Source organism: Pseudophaeobacter profundi, from assembly GCF_029697505.1.
Lineage (GTDB): Bacteria > Pseudomonadota > Alphaproteobacteria > Rhodobacterales > Rhodobacteraceae > Pseudophaeobacter > Pseudophaeobacter profundi.
This window is the reverse complement of the sequence record NZ_JARJEF010000020.1, coordinates 1-20,206: the sequence shown is the minus strand read 5'-3', so window position 1 is coordinate 20,206 and position 20,206 is coordinate 1. Positions and strand designations below refer to the sequence as shown.

At 60.8% G+C, this 20,206-nt stretch carries 18 protein-coding genes; 7 read left to right on the top strand and 11 right to left on the bottom strand.

Going from position 1 to position 20,206, the window contains the following annotated elements; all coding sequences use genetic code 11:
• A complete protein-coding gene (locus P2081_RS19360) occupies nucleotides 1-918 on the bottom strand; it encodes an ABC transporter permease (RefSeq protein ID WP_278924438.1) in 918 nt (305 codons plus the stop codon).
• Between the two features lie 97 nt (nucleotides 919-1,015).
• On the bottom strand, nucleotides 1,016-2,536 hold the full coding sequence (locus tag P2081_RS19355) for an ABC transporter substrate-binding protein (protein WP_278924437.1): 1,521 nt from the start codon (nucleotides 2,534-2,536) through the stop codon (nucleotides 1,016-1,018).
• Between the two features lie 143 nt (nucleotides 2,537-2,679).
• On the opposite strand from P2081_RS19355, the gene P2081_RS19350 reads away from it, so the two are divergent.
• Nucleotides 2,680-3,441 (top strand): IclR family transcriptional regulator, encoded by a 762-nt coding sequence (locus tag P2081_RS19350; protein WP_278924436.1) that lies wholly within the window; start codon nucleotides 2,680-2,682, stop codon nucleotides 3,439-3,441.
• A gap of 40 nt (nucleotides 3,442-3,481) precedes the next feature.
• Here P2081_RS19350 and P2081_RS19345 read toward each other — a convergent pair whose 3' ends face one another.
• The 6 genes from P2081_RS19345 to P2081_RS19320 are packed head-to-tail and all read right to left on the bottom strand — an operon-like array spanning nucleotide 3,482 to nucleotide 9,269.
• Nucleotides 3,482-3,946 (bottom strand): phosphatase domain-containing protein, encoded by a 465-nt coding sequence (locus tag P2081_RS19345; RefSeq protein WP_278924435.1) that lies wholly within the window; start codon nucleotides 3,944-3,946, stop codon nucleotides 3,482-3,484.
• Nucleotides 3,936-4,499, bottom strand: coding sequence for a histidine phosphatase family protein (locus P2081_RS19340; RefSeq protein WP_278924434.1), 564 nt, complete (start codon nucleotides 4,497-4,499; stop codon nucleotides 3,936-3,938). Before P2081_RS19340 ends, P2081_RS19345 begins: the two co-directional genes overlap by 11 nt.
• Nucleotides 4,496-5,566, bottom strand: a complete 1,071-nt coding sequence (locus tag P2081_RS19335) for an MBL fold metallo-hydrolase (protein WP_278924433.1) — start codon at nucleotides 5,564-5,566, stop codon at nucleotides 4,496-4,498. Before P2081_RS19335 ends, P2081_RS19340 begins: the two co-directional genes overlap by 4 nt.
• Entirely contained in the window at nucleotides 5,567-6,610 is a 1,044-nt protein-coding gene (locus P2081_RS19330; RefSeq protein WP_278924432.1) for an ABC transporter ATP-binding protein, read from the bottom strand.
• The gene (locus P2081_RS19325; RefSeq protein WP_278924431.1) at nucleotides 6,598-8,301 is read right to left on the bottom strand and encodes an ABC transporter permease; all 1,704 of its coding nucleotides are present in this window, start codon (nucleotides 8,299-8,301) and stop codon (nucleotides 6,598-6,600) included. Before P2081_RS19325 ends, P2081_RS19330 begins: the two co-directional genes overlap by 13 nt.
• Nucleotides 8,301-9,269, bottom strand: coding sequence for an ABC transporter substrate-binding protein (locus P2081_RS19320; RefSeq protein ID WP_278924430.1), 969 nt, complete (start codon nucleotides 9,267-9,269; stop codon nucleotides 8,301-8,303). Before P2081_RS19320 ends, P2081_RS19325 begins: the two co-directional genes overlap by 1 nt.
• A gap of 169 nt (nucleotides 9,270-9,438) precedes the next feature.
• Between P2081_RS19320 and P2081_RS19315 the strand changes: the two genes are divergently transcribed.
• Nucleotides 9,439-10,224 carry a DeoR/GlpR family DNA-binding transcription regulator gene (locus P2081_RS19315; RefSeq protein WP_278924429.1) on the top strand — a complete coding sequence of 262 codons (786 nt, stop codon included), beginning with the start codon at nucleotides 9,439-9,441 and terminating at the stop codon, nucleotides 10,222-10,224.
• A gap of 143 nt (nucleotides 10,225-10,367) precedes the next feature.
• On the opposite strand, the gene P2081_RS19310 is transcribed toward P2081_RS19315, so the two are convergent.
• Nucleotides 10,368-10,598, bottom strand: a complete 231-nt coding sequence (locus P2081_RS19310; RefSeq protein WP_278924447.1) for a hypothetical protein — start codon at nucleotides 10,596-10,598, stop codon at nucleotides 10,368-10,370.
• On the opposite strand from P2081_RS19310, the gene P2081_RS19305 reads away from it, so the two are divergent.
• From P2081_RS19305 to P2081_RS19290, 4 genes are all read left to right on the top strand, one after another.
• Nucleotides 10,503-11,861 (top strand): methyl-accepting chemotaxis protein, encoded by a 1,359-nt coding sequence (locus P2081_RS19305; RefSeq protein WP_278924446.1) that lies wholly within the window; start codon nucleotides 10,503-10,505, stop codon nucleotides 11,859-11,861. The two genes, P2081_RS19310 and P2081_RS19305, sit on opposite strands and share 96 nt — an antisense overlap.
• A gap of 231 nt (nucleotides 11,862-12,092) precedes the next feature.
• Entirely contained in the window at nucleotides 12,093-12,827 is a 735-nt protein-coding gene (locus P2081_RS19300; RefSeq protein WP_278924428.1) for a 5-oxoprolinase subunit B family protein, read from the top strand.
• On the top strand, nucleotides 12,824-13,840 hold the full coding sequence (locus tag P2081_RS19295; protein WP_278924427.1) for a 5-oxoprolinase subunit C family protein: 1,017 nt from the start codon (nucleotides 12,824-12,826) through the stop codon (nucleotides 13,838-13,840). The genes P2081_RS19300 and P2081_RS19295 overlap by 4 nt, the downstream gene beginning before the upstream one ends.
• Nucleotides 13,841-13,853: 13 nt before the next feature.
• Nucleotides 13,854-14,627, top strand: a complete 774-nt coding sequence (locus tag P2081_RS19290) for a LamB/YcsF family protein (protein WP_278924426.1) — start codon at nucleotides 13,854-13,856, stop codon at nucleotides 14,625-14,627.
• Here the strand turns inward: P2081_RS19290 and P2081_RS19285 are convergent.
• Nucleotides 14,624-15,400 (bottom strand): helix-turn-helix domain-containing protein, encoded by a 777-nt coding sequence (locus P2081_RS19285; protein WP_278924425.1) that lies wholly within the window; start codon nucleotides 15,398-15,400, stop codon nucleotides 14,624-14,626. The two genes, P2081_RS19290 and P2081_RS19285, sit on opposite strands and share 4 nt — an antisense overlap.
• 138 nt (nucleotides 15,401-15,538) lie before the next feature.
• Here P2081_RS19285 and P2081_RS19280 point away from each other — a divergent pair, with 138 nt between their 5' ends.
• A complete protein-coding gene (locus tag P2081_RS19280; protein ID WP_278924424.1) occupies nucleotides 15,539-18,748 on the top strand; it encodes a reductive dehalogenase in 3,210 nt (1,069 codons plus the stop codon).
• A 165-nt stretch (nucleotides 18,749-18,913) separates the two neighbouring features.
• Here the strand turns inward: P2081_RS19280 and P2081_RS19275 are convergent, their stop codons facing one another.
• Entirely contained in the window at nucleotides 18,914-19,777 is an 864-nt protein-coding gene (locus P2081_RS19275) for a glycosyltransferase family 2 protein (protein ID WP_278924423.1), read from the bottom strand.
• Between the last annotated feature and the right edge of the window lie 429 nt (nucleotides 19,778-20,206).

Genomic DNA, 20,206 nt, shown 5'->3' with positions numbered 1-20,206 from the left:
TCAGGCGCTCCGCATTCTTGGGTCCAGCCAGGCGTTCAGCACGTCGGCAAGGAAGGTGAAGATGATATAGAACATCGAAAAGACCAGGATTAGTGCCTGCACCGTTGGCAGATCGTTGCGGGCGATGCTTTCCCAGGCCAGGAAACCGGCGCCATGCAGGGCAAAGACGCTTTCGACGACGATAGAGCCGCCCAGCATAAAGCCCATCTGAACCGCAGCCAGGCTAACCACCGGGATGATGGCATTGCGCAGCGCGTGTTTGAACAAGACGCGCGTTTCGCCTGCGCCCTTGGCGCGCGCCGTGCGGATGAAATCGGACTCAAGCACATCCAGCATACCGGCGCGCGTCAGGCGCATGATGGCCGGCATGGCATAGTAGCCCAGCACGATGGTTGGCATGATGAAATGGCGCCAGGTTGACGCGCCGGAGGGCGGCAGCCAGCCAAGCTGAATGGCCAGAACCACGATCAGGATCAGGCCGAACCAGAAAGATGGCATCGCCTGGCCTGCAACCGACAGAAACAACGCCAGCCGGTCAATAAGAGAATTGGGCCGGATGGCGGCAGCAACACCCAGCGGCACCGCTGTCAGCAGCGCAAACAGGATGCCACAAAGACCCAGCAGCATGGTGACCTGCAGCCGATCTGCAATCAGGCTCGCCACTGGCAGTTTGAAATAGTAGCTCTCGCCAAAATCTCCACGCAGGGCCGAGAACAGCCATTCGCCATATTGCACCAGCATCGGGCGATCAAAGCCGTAAAGTCGCCGGATGGCCTCGATGTCTTCGCCGCTGGCGGTTTCACCGGCAAGCGCGGCTGCCGGATCACCGGACAGGAAGAGAAGGGAGAAGCTGATAAAGCTGACGGTGATGGCAACCAGCAGCGCCAGGCCCAGGCGTTTCAGAATAAAGGTGAGCATGAATATCCTTTCGCACCGGGCGCGGGAGCCCAGGCGTTGCGGGGGTAGACTGTCGGGAAAGGGTGGGTGAGAGGCGGGGCCTCTCACCCTGGTAGGATTAGTTCCAGGTCATATCCACGAAGCGCAGCACTTCGTCTGGGGTCGGCGCGTAGCTGACCTGATCTGTGAACACATAGTTGGTGTTATAGGTGAACATCGGGGCCCAGAAGGCCTCGCCGGTGATTTTGTTGATCGCCTTGGAGTAGTTGGCGATGCGCTCATCCGGGTCGGTTGAGCTGTCCGCCACATCCAGCCAATCGCGGACTTCGTCGTCGCGGGTGCTGTCAAGCGAGCCGTGCTTGAAGAATTGGCTGACCATGGCCGAGGCGTCGTTGATCGAATAGCTGCCCCAGGTCTGGAAGGAGAGGGCGACCTTGCCGTCCATGTTCAGTTCACGCAGGGCGGAATATTGCAGCATCTTGAAATCGGTCTTGATGCCGACATTGTTCAGATAGGATGCAATCGCTTCGGCATACTGACGGTCACGGTAGGCGTAAAAGGCGATCTCAAAGCCATCGGGATAGCCAGCTTCGGCCAGCAGTTCCTTGGCTTTTTCTGGGTTGAATTCATACTTTGTCACGTCCTGCTCGCAGCCAAACTGGCTGGGGAAACAGGGGGTGTAAACCACCTTGGAAGAACCCTGAAGCAGCGCGTCGACCAGTTCCTGACGGTTGATCGCGTAGTTCACCGCCTGGCGCACCAGTTTGTTGGTGAAGGGGTTGTCACCAGAACGGCCGGCGCTGTCCATCTGCAGATAACCGACGCGCATGGTTGATTCATTTGCAACGGTGAACTGACCCATCTGCCCCAGTTTGTTGGCCTGGTCGGCAGGCACCTGCCAGATCAGATCCAACGAGCCAGAGAAGAGCTCGGCCATTTGGGTGTTCACATCGGGAATGGTGCGAATGTCGATATTGGCAATCTCGGGCTGGCCTTTGGGGCTGTCGTGATAAGCGCTGTTGGCTTCCAGCTTGAAATGCTGGCCGGGGACAACTTCGGTCACCTTGTAGGGACCGGTGCCAACTGGTTTCAGCCCCATGCCGGATGGGCCGACTTCGGCGTAGTATTCGTTGGGATACATGGAAACAGGGCCAGACAGGAATTCGATCGCCGCCGGGAATTTCTTCTTCAACTTGATGCGTACGGTGTAGTCATCAACCTTTTCGGCGGATTCCATCCAGTTGACATTGCGCTGTGTCTTTACGCCGTTTTCTTCCTTGGCAACAAAGTTGACGGTGAAGACGACGTCATCAGCATTGAAAGGCTCGCCGTTGTGAAAGGTGACGCCTTCGCGCAGTTTGAATTCCAGCGTGGTGTCGTCAATCCATTCCCAGCTGGTGGCCAGGTTGCCGACATATTCGTTGGTTTCCGGATTGCGATAGATCAGCCCATCCCAGACAGCGCGCTGCATCACAACGCCTTCACGCGAAGAATTGAAATAGCTGTCGATGTTTTCCAGCTCTTTGGTGAAGGCCACGTTCAGCGTGCCCGAGGCTTTGTCAGCTACGGCAGGCATGGCGACACTCGCCAGCAGCGTGGCGGCGATCAAAGCAGCACGAGGAGATGTCTTTCTAAGCATGTTATTTCCCTGTTGCATAATTTAATGTATCACTATTTGATACTGGAGGTTGTTATTTAATCATCATAACCGAATGATATGGACACAGGTCAAGACCGTAGGCGCCAAAAAATTGACCGGTGGCGATATCAGTGGAGGCACGCATGGAAAAAAAGCAGGATAGCTTATACGTTAGTACCCTTGCACGGGGGTTACAGATTTTGCGCGCCTTCGACGAATCACACATATCGCTGTCGCTTGCGGAACTTGTGGCGCGCACGGGACTAGAACGCAGCGCGGTGCAGCGCATGGCGCATACGCTGCACCTGGAAGGCATGCTTGACCGGGATGAAAAGACCCGTCGCTTTCGCCCCAGCCACGCCTGGCTAGAGCTCGCCTATGCCTACTATTGGTCCGATCCGCTGATCGCGCGGGCATTGCCCAAGCTGATTGAGTTTAGCCGTGCCATGGGCGAGACGGTCAATCTGGCGCAAATCTCTGGGGATCACATCCTCTATTCCCTGCGGCTGCCCAACCAGCGGACCCATTTCGAGGCAAGCATTGTTGGCAGGCGGGTTCCGGCGCTGAACACCGCCTCTGGTCGGGTGATCATGGCAACCTGGCCAGATCATGAGACGCGCGAAGCCTGCGCCACCTGGCCGCTGAGGCAAGGCACGCCAAAGACGCTATTGGACCGGGACAAGATCCTGCAGGGCATAGAAACAGCGCGGGAGGATGGCTATTGCCTGACCCGTGATCAGATGTTGCTGAATGAAATCAGCCTGGCGGTGCCAGTAAATGGCAAGGACGGGCGTGCCCAGGCCGCCGTTCAGGTGTCGCTCTCTGGGGTGTCGTTCGACGAAGAGCAGGTCATCCGCAAGGTCCTGCCGGTCTTGCTTGACAGTGCGGCGGGTATTCTTGGCTGATACACTTGCCTGCAAGCTGCCCTGATCAACCAGCCGCCTGCTAAAATTCTCCGGGGGCACATTGCAGGCAGATCAGTCCCTCTTGGCGCCAGGTCTCGACCACGCAGCTTCGGTCATCGACAACAATCCAGGGTTCAAACCCATCTGCCCGCATTCTCTGCAGCAGTGCGCGCTTTACTTCTGGGTCGCTGGCACTGTCTTGTGCCTGTGGTCGCAGGTAGATCGCATCAAAGCCAAGCCCGTTTTGGCGCAGCCAGGCTTCGGTATAGGTAGACCACCCCTCGGGTCGGCCAGAGCAAATCACGATGGTTTCGCCGCCCTCCTTGAGGCGACGCAACAGCTGCGCCACCGGCGCGATGACCTCGGCGCTGGCCATCGCGTCATGAAACGCATCCCAGTTCTTGACCGGCCCATGCACAAGATGCCCCAGGCGATCCGCATCAAAATGCGCAAGTGTGCCGTCGACGTCAAAGACGACGCAGGGCTTGGTGATATCATCGGTCATATGTCATCTCTGAGTGGAGTGTTTCTTGATGCTGGCGGTCGCGCCAGACAAAATGCACCGGCGCTGCATTGGTCGGGCGCGTGCCCACAGAAGGCTGACCTGCAAGCAGACGGGCGGCGCGGATGGTACCCGAATGACAGATCATCACCGGCAGATGATCCCCTGCGCGTTCGCAGCATTCGGCTATGGCGGCACCGACACGGGCGATCATCGCCGCCCAATCTTCGCCCTCCGGCGGCTGGCCATCCCGCGGTGGCAGCAGGAGCAGCGACAGGCCCTCGAACACGCCCCAATCCCGTTCGCGCAGGCCCGCATGAATTTGGTAGGCCCGACCGGGAAAGCCAAGGGAACAGGTCTCGCGGGCGCGGTGCATCGGGCTGGCGAACAGGGCACAGGGCAGGGGCCAGGCGCAGCGTTGTAGCGATTTTGCCTGATCGCGCCCCCTGTCTGTCAGGGAAACCTCCAGGCGTCCGGCGATAATGTCATCGCGGTTGGCCGTGGTCTCGCCGTGACGAATGAGGCAAAAGGATTTTTGCGGTAGCGGGTAGGTCACAGGGGAATACTCTCGTGCATGAAGACCTCGGCCCCCAGCCCCTCTTCGACCAGATAATCCTCTGGGCAGGGGCAAAAGGCCGGGGCAAAGCGTTTTGCCTGCAACCGCTGCAGCATCTTGATCTGATCGCCCAGGGGCGGGTGCACATTCCAGCGTTGGAAATAGCCGCCGGGTACGGCGCAGATGCCGCGGGCATGGGCTGTCATATGGCCGGTGAAGACAACATGGGCATCGCGTCCCAGCCGCCCACCTTCGCGCCAGGCACGGGCGTAGGCCCAGGCGGCACCGCCATCGGCATTGGGGGTGTCACAGATCAAAAAGCGTGCCTCGGCGCTGTCGGCGCGATCAAGCAGTGGTGCGATCTCATGCGCCAGGGGGCTTAGTCCGGCCTGTGACAGCGCGCTGCGCAGTGCGCTGCGGCATTCCGGATCAAGGATCACAGCCTGCAGGCCAAAGCGGCGCACTAGATGCAGCGCCATTTCGCCGGCGCGGCCAGAGGGCGGCACTGGCAGCAGGATCTGACCGGGCAGCTGATCCAGCAGCGCATCCAGCGCCGCAAAGCGATCACGCTGGGTGATACTGTCCAGATGATAGGAACAATCCAGGATGGCGGTTGCCGCAGGGGGCGGCGTATCAAAGGCAAACCAGTCTGATTCTTCTGACCAGTCGCCGGAATAGAACAGCCCCTCGCCAATATCGAAATGCATCCAGACGCCGCCTAGGGCATGGCCATTGCGCCCGGTGGTCAGGCGAATGCCGTCAATCTCGCAGCTGCCCTGTTCCGGCAGGTAGCGGACCTGGGCGGCTGGCGGCAGGGCCGCTGCTGTCTGCTTGGTTGCATAGATCGGTAGTCCGGCCTCAACCGCATAGGCGGCCCCACCGATATGGTCGATGTGGTCATGGGTGATAAACACGGCATCGGCCCCCACCAGCCAGGCGGGGTCAAAATGCGCGCTTGCTTCGGGGCCATGGCCGCAATCCAGCAGCCAGCGCTTGCCCATCACGTTCAATTGCATGCAGGCCGGGCCTTTGTCCCCGATGCCCGACAGGATTCTGATAGTATTCATTTATGCCTCTGAAAATGCCCAGGGAGCACTCAGGCTGAGCCCCAGTTGTGCGCCTTCGGTGAAACGTTCACGGGTTTCGGCCAGCAGCAGATCTCCGTTTGGTGTCTGCAGGTTCAGGCGGTAGCGGCCGCCAAGATAGGTGCTGCGCGCGACCCGTGCGCGCAGATCGCCGCTTTCGCAGATGGTGATGTTCTCTGGCCGCAGACAGATCAGATTTGGCGCCTCTGCATCCGTGTGCACCGCGACCTGGGTGCCGCCAAAATGCGCCTTGGTTTCCTTGGGTCCATGTGACAACGCATCAATGGGCAATACGGTGCCGTCGCCAACAAAACCGGCGACAAAGCGGCTGCGTGGACGGTTATAAAGGGCTTCCGGGGTGTCGAACTGGGCGATTTTGCCCTCGGACATCACCGCAATCCGGTCTGCCATGGCCATGGCTTCTGCTTGGTCGTGGGTCACATAGATCATGGTGGCCCCGGTGCGGGCGTGGAAATCGGAAAACACCGTCTGCATAGAAGCGCGCAGGGCCACATCCAGATTGGCAAGGGGTTCATCCAGCAGCACGGCATCGGGGTCAGAGACCAGACAGCGCGCCAGGGCCACACGCTGGCGCTGTCCGCCTGACAGCTCAGATGGCATGCGCTCGCCATATTGGGTCAGGCCGGTTGTCGCCAGCGCCGCCTCAGTCTGCTGTGCCTGGGCCGCTTTGGGCAGGCCGCGCACCTCTAGCGGGTAGGACACATTGCGGCGCACGGTCATATGCGGCCAGAGCGCATAGGACTGAAACACAAAGCCGATGTTGCGCGCTTCGGGCGGCACCGCGCGGCTAGTGGCGGCATTTGCGACCTCGCGATTGCCAATAGAGATGGCACCCTGGGTGGGGGCTTCAAAGCCGGCCAGCAGGCGCAGCAGGGTGGATTTTCCGCAGCCCGACGGCCCCAGAAGCGCGACGAATTCGCCGTCCCTTACGCGCGCGGTGACGGAAGACAGGGCCACGGCCCCGTCAAAATGTTTGGCAACCGAGGACATGTTTATGTCTGCCATGGGACAACTCCTTTGGGTAGGTGGCGCGCAGCAAGCTGGATCGCGCCCATGAGCGCCATCACCACCACAACAATGGTCATGGCCAGAGCAGAGGCCATGACGGTTTCTCCGCTGTCATCAAGATTGAAGATCATCACGCCCAGGGTTTCCGTGCCGGAGGACCATAGCAGCGCCGAAACGGTCAGCTCGTTAAACGCGGTCAGGAACACCAGGATCGCACCCGCCGCCGCCGCCGGAGCCGTGAGCGGCAGGATGATCGTGCGCAGGCGTTGAAAAAAGGATGCGCCGACAGATTGCGCCGCCTCGTTCATTGCCGGGTCCAGCTGGCGAATGCTGGCTTGAATAGGGCGGAACATGATGGTCATGAACCGGGCAAGATAGGCCAGAAAGATGATCCAGATGGTGCCATAGGGGGTCGCTTCGGTAAAGGGCAGGTTGATCAGCAACAGGATCATGGCAATCGCCAGCACCACGCCGGGCAGGGCATAGGGCAGGTCAATCAGACTGTCGAACAGTCGCCCCAGTCGGGTTGGGCTGCGTTCCATCAGCCAGGCCAGGGGCAGGCAGATCACGATCAGCACCAGTGCCGCCCCGATAGAGAGCGAAAAGGAATTCACAAAGGCCCGCGTTGTTGCGGGTTGGCGAAACAGGGCCTCGTGCCAGGACGCAAGAGTGATCGTATCTGGGCGCAGCGCGACACCATAGGCTGGCACAAGCGACGTCGCCAGCAGCCCCAGCATTGGCAGAACCAGGATGGCCCCGACGGTCAGCCACAGCGAGATTTCGACCGGCAGGCGGGCCCGCCCCAGCGGAATTGCCAATGGCCGCGCGGTAGAGCCAACGAGATGCACCTTTTGCCGGGACTGGAAAAACCGCTGCAACAGGATGCCACAGATCGCCACACAGCCTATCAGCATCGCCAGCACCGCGACCTCTGCCAGCACGGTCGTGCCAAGCCCTGCGAGCTTTTGATAGATCAATGTTGGCAGGGTTACATAGCCCGCTGGAATGCCCAGCATAGCGGGAATGCCAAAGTTCCCCAGCGCCGTGACAAAGGTGATTGCGATACCGGCTGCCAGGCTTGGCAGGCACAGGGGCAGGATGATTTGCCACCAGACGCGCAGCCCCTTGGCACCGCTGATCCGGGCGGCCTCTACCGCTTCTTGGGGCAGGGCGCGCAGGCCGGCGCGCAGGGTCAGAAAAATGATCGAACTATGCTGGACACCCAGCAACAGGATGATGCCCTGTGCAGAATAGAGCGGTTGCGGCGCGCCCAGTGGCGGTGCCAGCCCCAGCGTTTTCAGCAGGACCGAAGAAGGCCCCATGATCTGGGTCCAGGACAGGGCGGTGATCTGCGGCGGGATCATCATCGGGATCATCAGGCAAAACACCAAGGTCGCCTTGGCGCGCAGATCGGTCAGCGCCACCAAAAAGGCAAAGGCGCTGCCAATCAGCACCGACACCAGGGTTCCCAGCCCGGCGGTGATCAGCGAATGCATCAAGGCCTGCTGGGTCGAGTGGCGCGCCATGATGTCTGTGATCAGGCCCAGGCTGGGTTGCCCCTCTATCAGAACGCCTTCGGCAAACAGCCGCAGCACCGGTGTCAGGGTCAGGGCAATCGCAATCAATAGAATAAGTGAAAGCAGCTGATCCTCGGACCGGCTGCCTCCGTTTGTTTTACGCGATAGCATTAGTCGGCGCCAAAGACATCGGCGAATTTCGCCTTGTTGGCCGTTGCGTTTGCCAGGGCCACAGCCGGGTCAAAATCCATCAGTTTGATATCTGCGCGGGCCGGGAAGCCTTCTGGCACACCCATATCGTTGCGGGCCGGAATATAGCCCATGTCCAGCACTAGATCCTGGCCCTGCTGGCTAAGGACGAAATCGACAAATTTCTGCGCGCCTTCCAGGTTCTTGGCGGTGGAAAGGATCGCAACCGGTTCGGTCACATAGGACACCCCTTCTTCGGGGAAGACGAACTCTACCGGAGAGCCCTTGGCCTTGTTGCGGATGGCCAGGAAATCAACAACCATACCATAGGGTTTTTCGCCGGCCGCGACCGCTTTGAAGGTGCCGCCATTGCCGCCTTTGGCGCGGGCGTCATTTGCGGCCAGATCTGAATAGAACTCCCAGCCGAGGCTTGCATCATTGGTCAGGGTCGCAAGGTGGATCAGCGCAGCACCGGAGTAGAGCGGCGATGGCATGGCAACCTGGCCCTTCAGCCCGGCGTCTTTCAGATCCGCCCAGGAGGTTGGCGTAGTTGCAGCACCCGTGTTGTAGACGATGCCGGTGGTGATCAGCTTGGTCGAGTGATAAAACCCTTCGCTGCTATAGAGCGCGGGATCAAATGCGGCCGCTTCTGGGGAGTGATAGGCGGTCAGCAGCCCCTCTTGCGCCATGCCTTCCAGGGTCACGGTATCGGCAATCATCAGGACATCCGGCTGTGGCTTGCCCGCTTCGATTTCTGCGCGCAGTCGGGCCATCAGTTTGGTCGTGCCATCACGCACCCACTCGACCTCGGTGCCGGGGTTTGCGGCCATAAAGGCATCTACGGTCTTTTGCGCATCCGCGTTGGGCTGCGATGTGTAGATGGTCAGGGTTTCTGCAAAACTGGCCGAGGCAAGGCAGGCAAGGGCGGTGGCAGTCAGGATGGATTTCATCACGTGTCTCCAGGGTTCAGTCTTTCGAACGAAAGCTTTCGATGGCTGCCTTATTTCCCGGAAATGCAACGGTCGTGTGACAGTTTTATGTAATAATTATATATGTTTGCAGGAAGTCCGCCGGTGGGTATAGCCTGCGCAGAATTGGATGAGTTTCGAAAGAAAACACATGACACGTGAGGACCTGAACAGGCGACGTGACCGCATTATCGCGCTGCTGTTGCAGGCCGGGGAAATGTCTGCCGGCGCCCTGTCTGCCCGACTGGGGGTTTCGGTGCAGACCATTCGCACCGATCTGCGCGCACTGGATCGCGCGGCCCTTGTGCAGCGACGCAACGGGGCGGTGCATCTGCGCCAGCAATCGGAGAATATTGCCTATTTGCCCCGCGAGAGCATATCCCGCGTGGAAAAGCAGCGGATCGCGCTCGCGGTAAAGAACCTGGTGCGTGATGGAGCCCGCGTCGCGCTGGGCACGGGCACAACGGTTGAACACTGCGCACGCCTGCTGGCAACCCGCAAAAACCTATGCGTTGCCACCAACAGTATCCATGCGGTGATGGCCCTGCAAAACGCGCCAGGCGCCGTTGTGGAATTGGCAGGCGGCACAGTGCGCCTGCGCGATCTGGATCTGTTGGGCAGTGCCAGCACCGCGTTTTTTGCGCGCTATCGCATGGATCACGCGATCTTCAGTTGCGGTGGCCTGTCCGCCACGGGCGAGGTGCTGGACTACAACTCTGATGAACTGCTGACGCGGCGGGCGATTGCGGGTTGCGCAAAAGAGAAAATCCTGGTGGTCGACAGTGCCAAGTTCGGGCGCGACCTGCCCTGCCAGATACACCACGTCTGGGAATATGATGTTGTTGTATTCGGCGCTGATCCGGGGCCGTATATCCTGGAGAAATGCGCCCGGTTTGGCTGTCGCGTGGTCCATGCCGACATGGGCTGCACGCCGTAGATCGACGCCCCCGCTGATCGGGTGCCCCGACGCAGTCAGCCCGGTGTCGCACAGGGTTGCAATCAGCCCAAGCGCCGACCTGCGAGCACATGCAGAGATCGGGTGTTTCGCCCGAGATTAAGGGAAACGTAGGAGTCGCCCGGCTATCCAGCAGGCTGGCACCCAGTAGAAAATTGCGGAGTTTGGCATTGTTTTTCAAGAGAAAGTCTCAAAATGAAAGTTCCGAAGTCGAGACAGGCAAGGTCATCTCCGATCTGATTGATCGCACTCAGGCGACCATTCAATTTGATCCCAAGGGGCATATTTTGACCGCCAACAATAACTTTCTCGCGGCGTTTGGATATCGTCTGGAGGAAATCAGGGGGCAGCATCATGCGATGTTTGTTGATGCAGACCATGCCAAAAATACGGATTATACCGCGTTCTGGAACAGGCTGCTTGCTGGTGATGATATCACCGACCAGTTCCCCCGGGTGGCCAAAGATGGGTCTATCATCTGGATCCAGGCGACCTATGCCCCAGTTCTTGATCGCGAGAACAATGTTGTCCGGGTGATCCAGGTTGCCTCTGAAGTGACAGCGCGGCGGCGCGGGCTGGCAGCAATTTCCGAAGGTTTGGCAGCCCTGCAACAGGGCGATCTGGCCTACCGTGTTGCCCTGTCGGAAATTCCGGACATCGGCGATTTGGGTCGCAGTTTCAACCAATCGGTAAAGCAGCTAGAGGCGACGGTCAGCAACGCCAAGGCAGTCTGTACCGGGGTGGGGCGCACCGCAACGGATATCAGCCAGGCCGCTGGCGATCTGTCGCGCCGCACAGAAAACCAGGCCGCGACATTGGAAGAAACCGCTGCCGCCCTGGATGAGCTGACAACCACGGTGAAATCATCGGCCAACGGGGCGAAAAAGGTCGAAGATATCGTTGCCGAGGCGCAGCAGGTGGCCACACACAGCGGTGTTGTCGTCAGTGAGGCGATCACCGCCATGTCCAAGATCGAAGGGTCTTCTGATGAAATTGCCAAGATCACCACGGTGATTGACGACATCGCCTTTCAGACCAATCTGCTTGCGCTCAACGCCGGGGTCGAGGCCGCAAGGGCGGGCGAGGCAGGGCGCGGTTTTGCCGTTGTCGCCTCAGAGGTGCGCGGCCTGGCGCAACGCTCTGCCGATGCTGCCGGAGAGATCAAGAATCTGATCACACAGAGCCAGCACCATGTGGGATCTGGCGTGGATCTGGTTGGAAAAACGGGTGAGGAACTGGAACAGATCATCAAGAGCGTCGGCACGATTTCTGTGCATATCGGTGATATTGCACGCGGTGCAGCCGAACAATCGGCCGCATTGGGCGAAATCAACACCGGGATGGTGCAGCTGGACGAAGTGACCCAGAAAAACGCTGCCATGGTCGAGGAAACAAGCGCCGTCAGCCAGACCCTGTCCAACGATGCCGGTCAATTGACCCAGCAACTTGGGGCCTTCAGGACCAAGGGCGACGGTGCAGGTATCGCCGCGGCGGGCGGGAATGTGATCCGGATGTCTGCCGCCACTGCGCGGGGCAAGCAGCCGAGATCCGCGCAGGCACCTGTGTCCGTTGGTGCCCCTTCCGGGCAGAGCGACGGTTCCGGTTGGGAGGATTTTTGACCTGGTGACAGGCCCTGCCTGCTGACCCTTTTCAACATGGCGCCCCGGGTCTGTTTTTATTGGGGGCGCGATATCGCTTGCCGCTTGGGTTGACACGCCCTTTTCACATCAACCACCAAGACCCATCGCGGTGGTTTGTATCGCGTTGGCAAAAGGCATATTGACAGCAGGCAGGCGCGCCGCAACCTTGGCGCCAAACAGGGTGGGAACAATAGGGTGAAACAGAGCGCGATGAAATTTCCGATCATTCGCACCGCCGGATTGGATGGGATGCTGGTGACATTTTCCGATGCGCTGAGCGAGGCTTCCAACCGTGCGACCCTGGCCTTTTGCGAGGCGGTGAAAGCCAGCGCCTGGCCCGGTGTGCAGGAGGTTTCGACCTCGTTGGCTTCGGTATTTTTGCGCTTTGATGTCAACACCCTGCGCCATGAGACCTTGCAAGAGCGGCTTTGGGAACTGCTGAGCCAGCAGGACTGGCTGCAGGCGCCGCTGCCGGGCGGGCGTCGGTTGTGGCAGGTACCTACCGTTTTTGGCACCGAACTGGCGCCGCAATTGGGCGAGGCCGCCGATGCGGCAGGCCTAAGCGAAGCCCGGGCAATTGAAAGCCTGGGGACGGCGCGGGTGCGGGTCCTGACCATTGGTTTTGCACCGGGGCAGCCCTATCTTGGCCCGCTTGGGGCGGAATGGAATCTGCCGCGCCAGACGGAACTGACGCCGCAGGTGCCCGTTGGTGCGCTGGTGCTGGCGATCAGCCAGTTTGTACTCTTTGCAACAACGGCCCCGACGGGCTGGCGACATGTGGGGCAGACTGGATTTCGCAGCTTTCAGCTGGGATCGCAGGATCCGATTGCGCTGCGCGCGGGGGATGAGATGATTTTCACTCCGGTTTCCAGATCTGACTATGATAGGTTCTGCGCAGAAGACAGCCGTTTTGGCGGGGCCAGCCGGGAGGAGATTCCCGCATGAATGCGCTCAAGGTTCTTCGCATTGGCCCGCTTGTCTCGATACAGGATCAGGGGCGACCGGGGCAGTTGCAACAGGGGGTGTCACGCGGTGGTGCGGTGGATCTGCTGGCTTTGGCAGAGGGCGCGGCGCTGCTACGCCAATCTGCCGATTTGGCGGCACTGGAAATGGCGGGCATGGGCGGGCTATTCGAGGCCACTGGCCCGTTGCGGATTGCCCTGACCGGGGCGCCGATGCAGGCCAGTCTGGATGGCGAGGCCCTGGCCTGGAACGCATCGCATCAGATGCAGGCCGGGCAGCGGCTGGAGATCGGCGCAGCACGGCGCGGGGTCTACGGCTATCTGCATCTGGGCGGTGGCATCGACAGCGCGGTAATGCTGGGGGCGCGGGCGGCACATCTGATGTCGGGGCTGGGACGCACCATCGCATTGGATGATCTGCTGCCCTGTGGCCCGGATCAAAGCAGTGAGACCGGGCTGGGACTAACGCCAGAGGATCGCTTTCAGGGCGGCACCCTGCGTATCGTTGCGGGCTTTCAGTCCGATCTTTTTGCCGCTGATGTACGGGCGCGCTTTGCGGAAACCGGCTTCAGGCGCGGATCCCGTGCCAATCGCATGGGGGTGGAGCTGGTTTCTGACGGGGCGGGCTTTGCCGCTGAAGGGCAGTTGAATATCCTGTCGGAAATCATTGTGTCGGGCGACGTGCAGATGACTGGCGATGGCAAGCCCTTTGTGCTGCTACGCGAGGCGCAGACCACCGGCGGCTATCCCCGGATCGGCACCGTGCTGCCCTGCGATCTGCCGCGGGTCGGCCAGGCCCAGGCCGGAACAGAGCTGCGGTTCGACTGGGTTTCGCTGGAAGAGGGGCTGGCGCTGCAGGCCAGGCACGATGCCCAGATGAAATCCCTGCCTGGCCAGTGCCTGCCCCTGCTGCGGGATCCGGCGCATATGCAGGATCTGCTGGCCTATCAACTGATCAGCGGTGTGGTTTCCGCCGATGCCGACCCCTTTGCCTGAACGGAGACACCCGATGAACAAGACCGTCGATCTGAACGCTGATATGGGCGAAAGCTTTGGCCCCTGGAACATGGGCGATGACAGCGCGCTGCTGGATATTGTGACCTCGGCCAATATTGCCTGTGGGTTTCATGCCGGTGACCCGGACGTGATGGCCGCCACCATGGCGCGGGCGCGCGACAATGGTGTTGGTATCGGGGCGCATCCCGGCTTTCCCGATCTGCAGGGCTTTGGGCGACGCAAGATGCAGATGACCCCGGCCAGCCTGGGCAATATGGTGCGCTACCAGCTGGGCGCGGCGCGTGGCATGGCAGCGGCGCTGGGCACACAGGTGCGGCATTTGAAATTGCATGGCGCCCTGTCCAACATGGCCTGTGTTGATCATGCCATGGCACGCGCCTGCTATGAGGCGGCGCTAGAGGTCGACCCCGATATCATCATCATGGTGCTGGCGGCCACCGCGATGGAGGATGTGGTGCGTGATCTTGGCTGCAACTGGTGTGGTGAGATCTTTGCCGACCGTGCCTATAACGACGATGGCACCCTGGTGGACCGCAGCCTGCCGGGCGCGGTGATCCATGACGCCAGTCTGGCCGGTCCGCGCATTTTGCAGATGGTGCAGGAAGGCGCGATCATCACACAAAGCGGCAAGCGGATCGAGACATCGATTGACACCATCTGCCTGCATGGCGACACCGCCGAGGCGGTCGCGCTGGCACAATCGGTGCGCAACAGCCTCAAGGCGGGCGGGGTTGGTTTGCAGCAGTTCGCCGGGCGCACAGGCTAGGCGCTGCTATTCTGCTGCGGGCTTGATGGAGGTTCGTCAATTGTATTGAGGATCAGCGTGGCGATCTGGGTTGCCGAACTGACGCCCAGCCGTCCATAAGCGCGCCGGCGCAGGGTGCGGATGGTGTTTTCGGATACGCCCAGTTCAAGCGCGCTGCCCGCCACGCTCATCCCGCGCACCGCCAGATCGCAGACCTCTGCTTCACGCCGGGTCAGTCCCCCAAAGGGGCCAGCATCCTGATCCCGCAGGGTGACAATGCGCCCCGCAGCCGCCCGCCCCGATGCGGCCCGGCCAAATGCGGTGCCGCCGGCGATCCGGTGGCGCACCCCGATCAGTTCATGTACCAGCGGTAGCACCTCTTGCAGCCGCTGCATCTCGGCATCGCTGATCCACCCGGCCGCCTTGCCGCGCAGGAAAAACGACTGAAAGCCCACCCGCTCGCTGTAGGATGAAACGGTGACCCGCTCGATCACCTGATCGCGAACATAGATCGGGCTGATCGGATCCTGCGGGCTGGGGCGCCAGCGTTCGATCATCAGCCCACCGCTCTGGGCAGCGCGGATCCGCTGCAGAATGCTTTGCATCAGCTGGTCATTCTTCAGGATCACGCTGGCATTGCGGTTGAACCAATAGCTGCTCATCTCGCCCGCCCAAATCGACAGAACCGGGGCAGGGCGGGACATGTCGGCCACATAGAAGGTGCCAAAATTGGCGATCTCGGCGGCGCCCCGAATATAGGCCAGCACCTGGAGGGCAAAATCAGGCTGCACCACGGCAGCGACCAACGCGGCGACATCACCCCGAGGGAGCGGTCTTGGAGGGAATATGTCACTCATTCGGGTGACAGACTGGGGCGTCTGTTGTGAAATAGTCAAGCAGGTTCCAGCGAACCCAGCGGCGAGGCCCGGCAGATGACCCAGATATTTTCCAACCGCAAACGTGCGATCCATTTGGGCCCCTACCCGATGGAACGGCTGATGCCTGGGCCGATGCCGGATCTGGCTGCGGTGCCGCCGACCCAGCCTCTGGACTTCCGCCGCCCCACTGCGCCGACCTCTATCGTCAATGCCATGGGGGAATACCAGGCTATGATGGATGCGATCCGTGACGGGTTGGTGAACAGGGCACAGGCCACCTGTCCCAGTGACCTTCAGGAACGCGCCAACCATATCAAGGCTTTTGGCTATTTTGCCGATGCCGCCATGGTGGGGATTGGTCCGATGCCAGAGAGCGCGCGGCTGACCCGGCCGTTTCGCAACCCGGATATTGACCGCCTGTCGCAGGATTTGAAGACCCGCCAGACCAAGACGCTGGCGGCGGGGATCGACCATATCATGGCCGATCTGAAAGAGGCGATGCAGGCACCGCCCACCACCATTGGCGATCACAAGCACGCCATCGTCTTTCTCTATGACATGCCACGCGATCCCCGCCCCGATGAAGAGGGGGCGGATTGGATCCAGGGGGCCGAGCAGCATCGCGCCTGCCTGCGGGCCAGTGAAACGGCCGTGGTGCTGGCCAATTACATCCGCCTGTTGGGATGGGATGCCAAGGCCCATACCGGCACTTCCTCGGATGTGGATCTGAACAAGCTGGCGGTGGCGGCGGGGCTGGTGACGATGCAGGATGGGCGGCTGGTCAATCCCTATCTGGGAGAGCGCTTTGGCATTGCGGTGGTCACCACCGATTTTGAACTGGCGCAGGACCGGCCACTGCTGCCGCTGGATCAGCAACCGATGATGCAGGTCAAGGGGCCAAAATGGTGGCTGGGGCTTGGCTCGCAGCGCTCTGCCTTTCATACGGACCCCTTTAAGACCCGTGAGTTCAAAGATGGGCCGCACCCGTTTGAGACGCTGAACCGGGTGGATGACCCCACCACCTATATTGACGAACCAAATGTCGCGCGGGTGCCCAAGCGCGCCGATATGTTTGCCCGCAGTCAGTTCGGCGACATGGGCAAGGCCAATCAGGCGGCTGCGACTGGTGGGTTCTATGTGCGCAAGGCGGCACCGTCGATGGCGCAGCGGCGCATGCTTGGCGCTTTTGTGCTGTTGCAGGATGGGGTGCCGTCACGGGGACCACGCCCTGCGGATGCCGCGCGCAATGCCGCCAATGTCAAAGCGGCCAGCTATTGGCTGGGCATTGATGCGGTGGGCATCAGCCGCTGCCCGGATTGGACCTGGTACAGCCATGACGCCACGGGTGCTGAAATCCATCCCGAGCATGATCAGGCCATCAGCATGATTGTCGATCAGGGCTTTGACACCACCGAGGGCACTTCGGGGGATGACTGGATCGCGGTGGCCCAGTCCATGCGGGCCTATCTGCGGTTCTCGCTGCTGGGCGGAGTCATTGCCCGCCAGATCCGCAATCTTGGCTACAAGGCCAAGGCCCATACGGTGATGGATGGCGAGGTGCTGCAGCCGCCACTGTTGTTGTTGTCAGGCTTGGGAGAGGTCAGCCGCATTGGCGAGGTGATCCTGAACCCCTTTCTTGGCCCGCGCCTGAAATCCGGGGTTGTGACCACCGATATGCCACTGGCGCATGACAAGCCAATCGACTTTGGCCTGCAGAAATTCTGCGAGTCCTGCAATAAATGCGCCCGTGAATGCCCCTCGGGGGCGATCACTGCCGGACCCAAGCTGATGTTCAACGGCTATGAGATCTGGAAGAGCGACAGCCAGAAATGCACCACCTACCGGATCACCACGCCGGGCGGCGCCATGTGTGGCCGCTGCATGAAGACCTGCCCCTGGAACCTGGAGGGGATCTTTGCCGAGCGCCCCTTTCGCTGGGCCGCGATGACCATGCCAAAGGCGGCGCCTGTCTTGGCCAAACTGGACGATGCGCTGGGCAATGGCGAGATGAACCCGGCCAAGAAATGGTGGTGGGACCTAGAGATGGAGGACGACGGTGGCTACCGCCCGACCCGCCATCCGGTGAACGCCCGCGCGCTGCAAAAAGATTTGGACCTGAAATACGAGGACCAGACCCTGGCCGTCTACCCGGCGCATCTGGCGCCGCATCCCTGGCCCTATCCCTTTCCGATGGACCGCGAGGCCGGGATCGAGGCCTACCAGCAGATGATCACCGCCGAGGACTACAAGGCGCGCCGCAGCAAGGGGGAGACCGGCCCCTGGGAGCATCGCTACAGCAGTGATGTTGACAGTCCGGTGCTGGCGGTACGGGTGGCGCGGGTCGAGAAGATGAGCCCGGGTGTCACCAAGTATGAGTTTGAGAGCCTGGATGGCGCAGAGCTGCCGCAATGGACTGCCGGGGCGCATCTCGACATCGTGGTGGCACCGGAATACCTGCGGCAATATTCCATGTCTGGCGATCCTGCCGATCGCAGCCGCTACCAGATTGGGGTGCTGTGCGAAGACGCGGGGCGCGGCGGATCGCAACTTTTGCACCGGATCTTTGCCGAGGGGCGGCGGGTGTTTGTCTCGCAACCGATCAACCATTTCCCGTTGGAAGAGGGTGCGGTGAAAAGCTATCTCATGGGCGGCGGCATCGGGATCACGCCAATGATTGCCATGGCGCATCGCTTGCATGCGCTGGGCCGGGCGTTTGAACTGCATTATTCGATCTCGGATCGCGCCAGTGCGGGCTATCTGACAGACTTGGCCGCCATGCCCTGGGCTGATCGGGTGCAGATCCATGTTTCGGCCGAGGGAACCCGCGCCGATCTGGATCAGCTGCTGGCGGGCTACGCGCCGGGGCAGCATGTCTATACCTGTGGTCCGACACGCTTCATGGACGGGGTAATGCAGGCGGCCGCGCGCCAGGGTTTCCCCGAGGAGGCGCGCCATCTTGAATATTTCACGGTCCCGGACCTGCCGGAGTATGAAAACCATGCTTTCAAACTGGTGCTGGCGCGCTCCGGCAAAACACTTGAGGTGCCCGCTGACCGCGCCGCCACAGATGTACTGACCGAAAATGGTGTGCACATCGACGTTAAATGCGCCGATGGCATCTGCGGGGTCTGCAAATGCGGGCTTGTGTCGGGCGAGGTGGAGCACCGCGACTTTGTCCTGTCCAAGGCGCAACGCAAGACGGCAGTGATCCTGTGCCAATCGCGCGCGGCCCAGCCGGACGGGGTGATTGAAGTCGATCTGTAGCGGTAGAGGGGGCCGCGCGGAGCAAGGGGGAGCTCCCGCGCAGCGCCAGAGACATCAAAGATGCCTCGCGCCCCTTGGGCCGGGCGCCGCAGCCAAGCTGCGGCGCGTTTGGCTCTCTTGACAGAGCGCCAAACAGGAGGGCGTGCAACTGGACACTGGGCGTGCCTATAGCGAAGCAAACCAATCCGGCAGCTGCGTGCGATGACCAAAGCGCAGGCTTTTACTGCGTAATACAGAGGTTGCACTGTCGCGGACCGGGGATTGCAGTTCTGTCCAGGCCTGCTCTTCGGCGGCTTCCCAGTTCAGTAGTGGCATGGCCCTGGCGTCGGCGACCTTCCCTTTGGCCTCGGTGCTGGCCTGCTGCCAGGCCTTGCCGGGCGTACCTGGCCCTTTGCTATTGCCGACTTCGTGGCGCACCGTGGTCATTTCAGCCAGGGCCGTGGCATCCGCAAATTTCAGATGTGCCAGATACACACCTCTTGGCATCACAAACGGAAACTCGGCTAATCGGCCGGGGCGCAGCTGAAGGCCGTGCCGCCGTAGCCCAATGGGGCGCCGTACCGCCCAGGCCTTGCTGTAGTGCCCGGTAAAGACCGCATCCCGGCGCCGGGCGAAAACTGACTGCCCTCTGGCCACCGGATCTGTGGGGGGGAAATCAAACATATTGAAGCCAAGCGCAAAAAGGGCAGGGGCCTCTTGCGCCCGCATCATCTGCCCCAGGGACCCCCAGCGTCCAGGGTCGACGCAGATCAGCTCATCCGCATCGGTGCGAATAACCCAGTCGTACAGTTCCAGCAGACCCTGCTGAAAGCTGTTCAACATGCGGCCGCGCCAATGATCAAACCCCTGCAAGCGATCGCGCGGTATCGTCAGAACAGAGACCCCGGGGCAGATCTCTTGCACCTGCGGGTCCGCACCATGGGAAACGACATAGAGATTCTCAGCCCCAAGCTGGCGGCTGTAGTGGCGATACCATTGGGACAGCGCCCAGTGGTCCTTATGCGCCATGGTAAGTGCACAGATATTCATGCCGCACACTATGTCGGCCTGGGCCTGTCTCGCCAAGAGGCTTTGACGGGCCGGGTTGCTCAACCCTCAAGGCAGTCTGATTCCTTCGTGCAAAGGAAGCAACCTCTGACTCGATTCATGACGTGAGTCGCGGCTACTCTTGTGGTCGGAAGGGGTGTTGCCCCTATATATTGATGCTGCGGCGAGGTGGGGGTCCTGGCTGCGCAAAGCTAAGCCTACGAAACCGTCGACCGAGTGCCGGTTTCGACAGCAATGGCTTACGGTAACTAGCTAATATTGCTTTATAAATCAGATGGATTTGAAAAAGGTGTAATTTTGTGAAATTATCGCTTGCGGGAAGTATGAGTTAACACTAGAACCCCCTCTACCGGCAGCGGCGACGCGGTTGGTTGGGTCGCTTCGGTGGCCGGACGGGTTGGAGAGACAGCC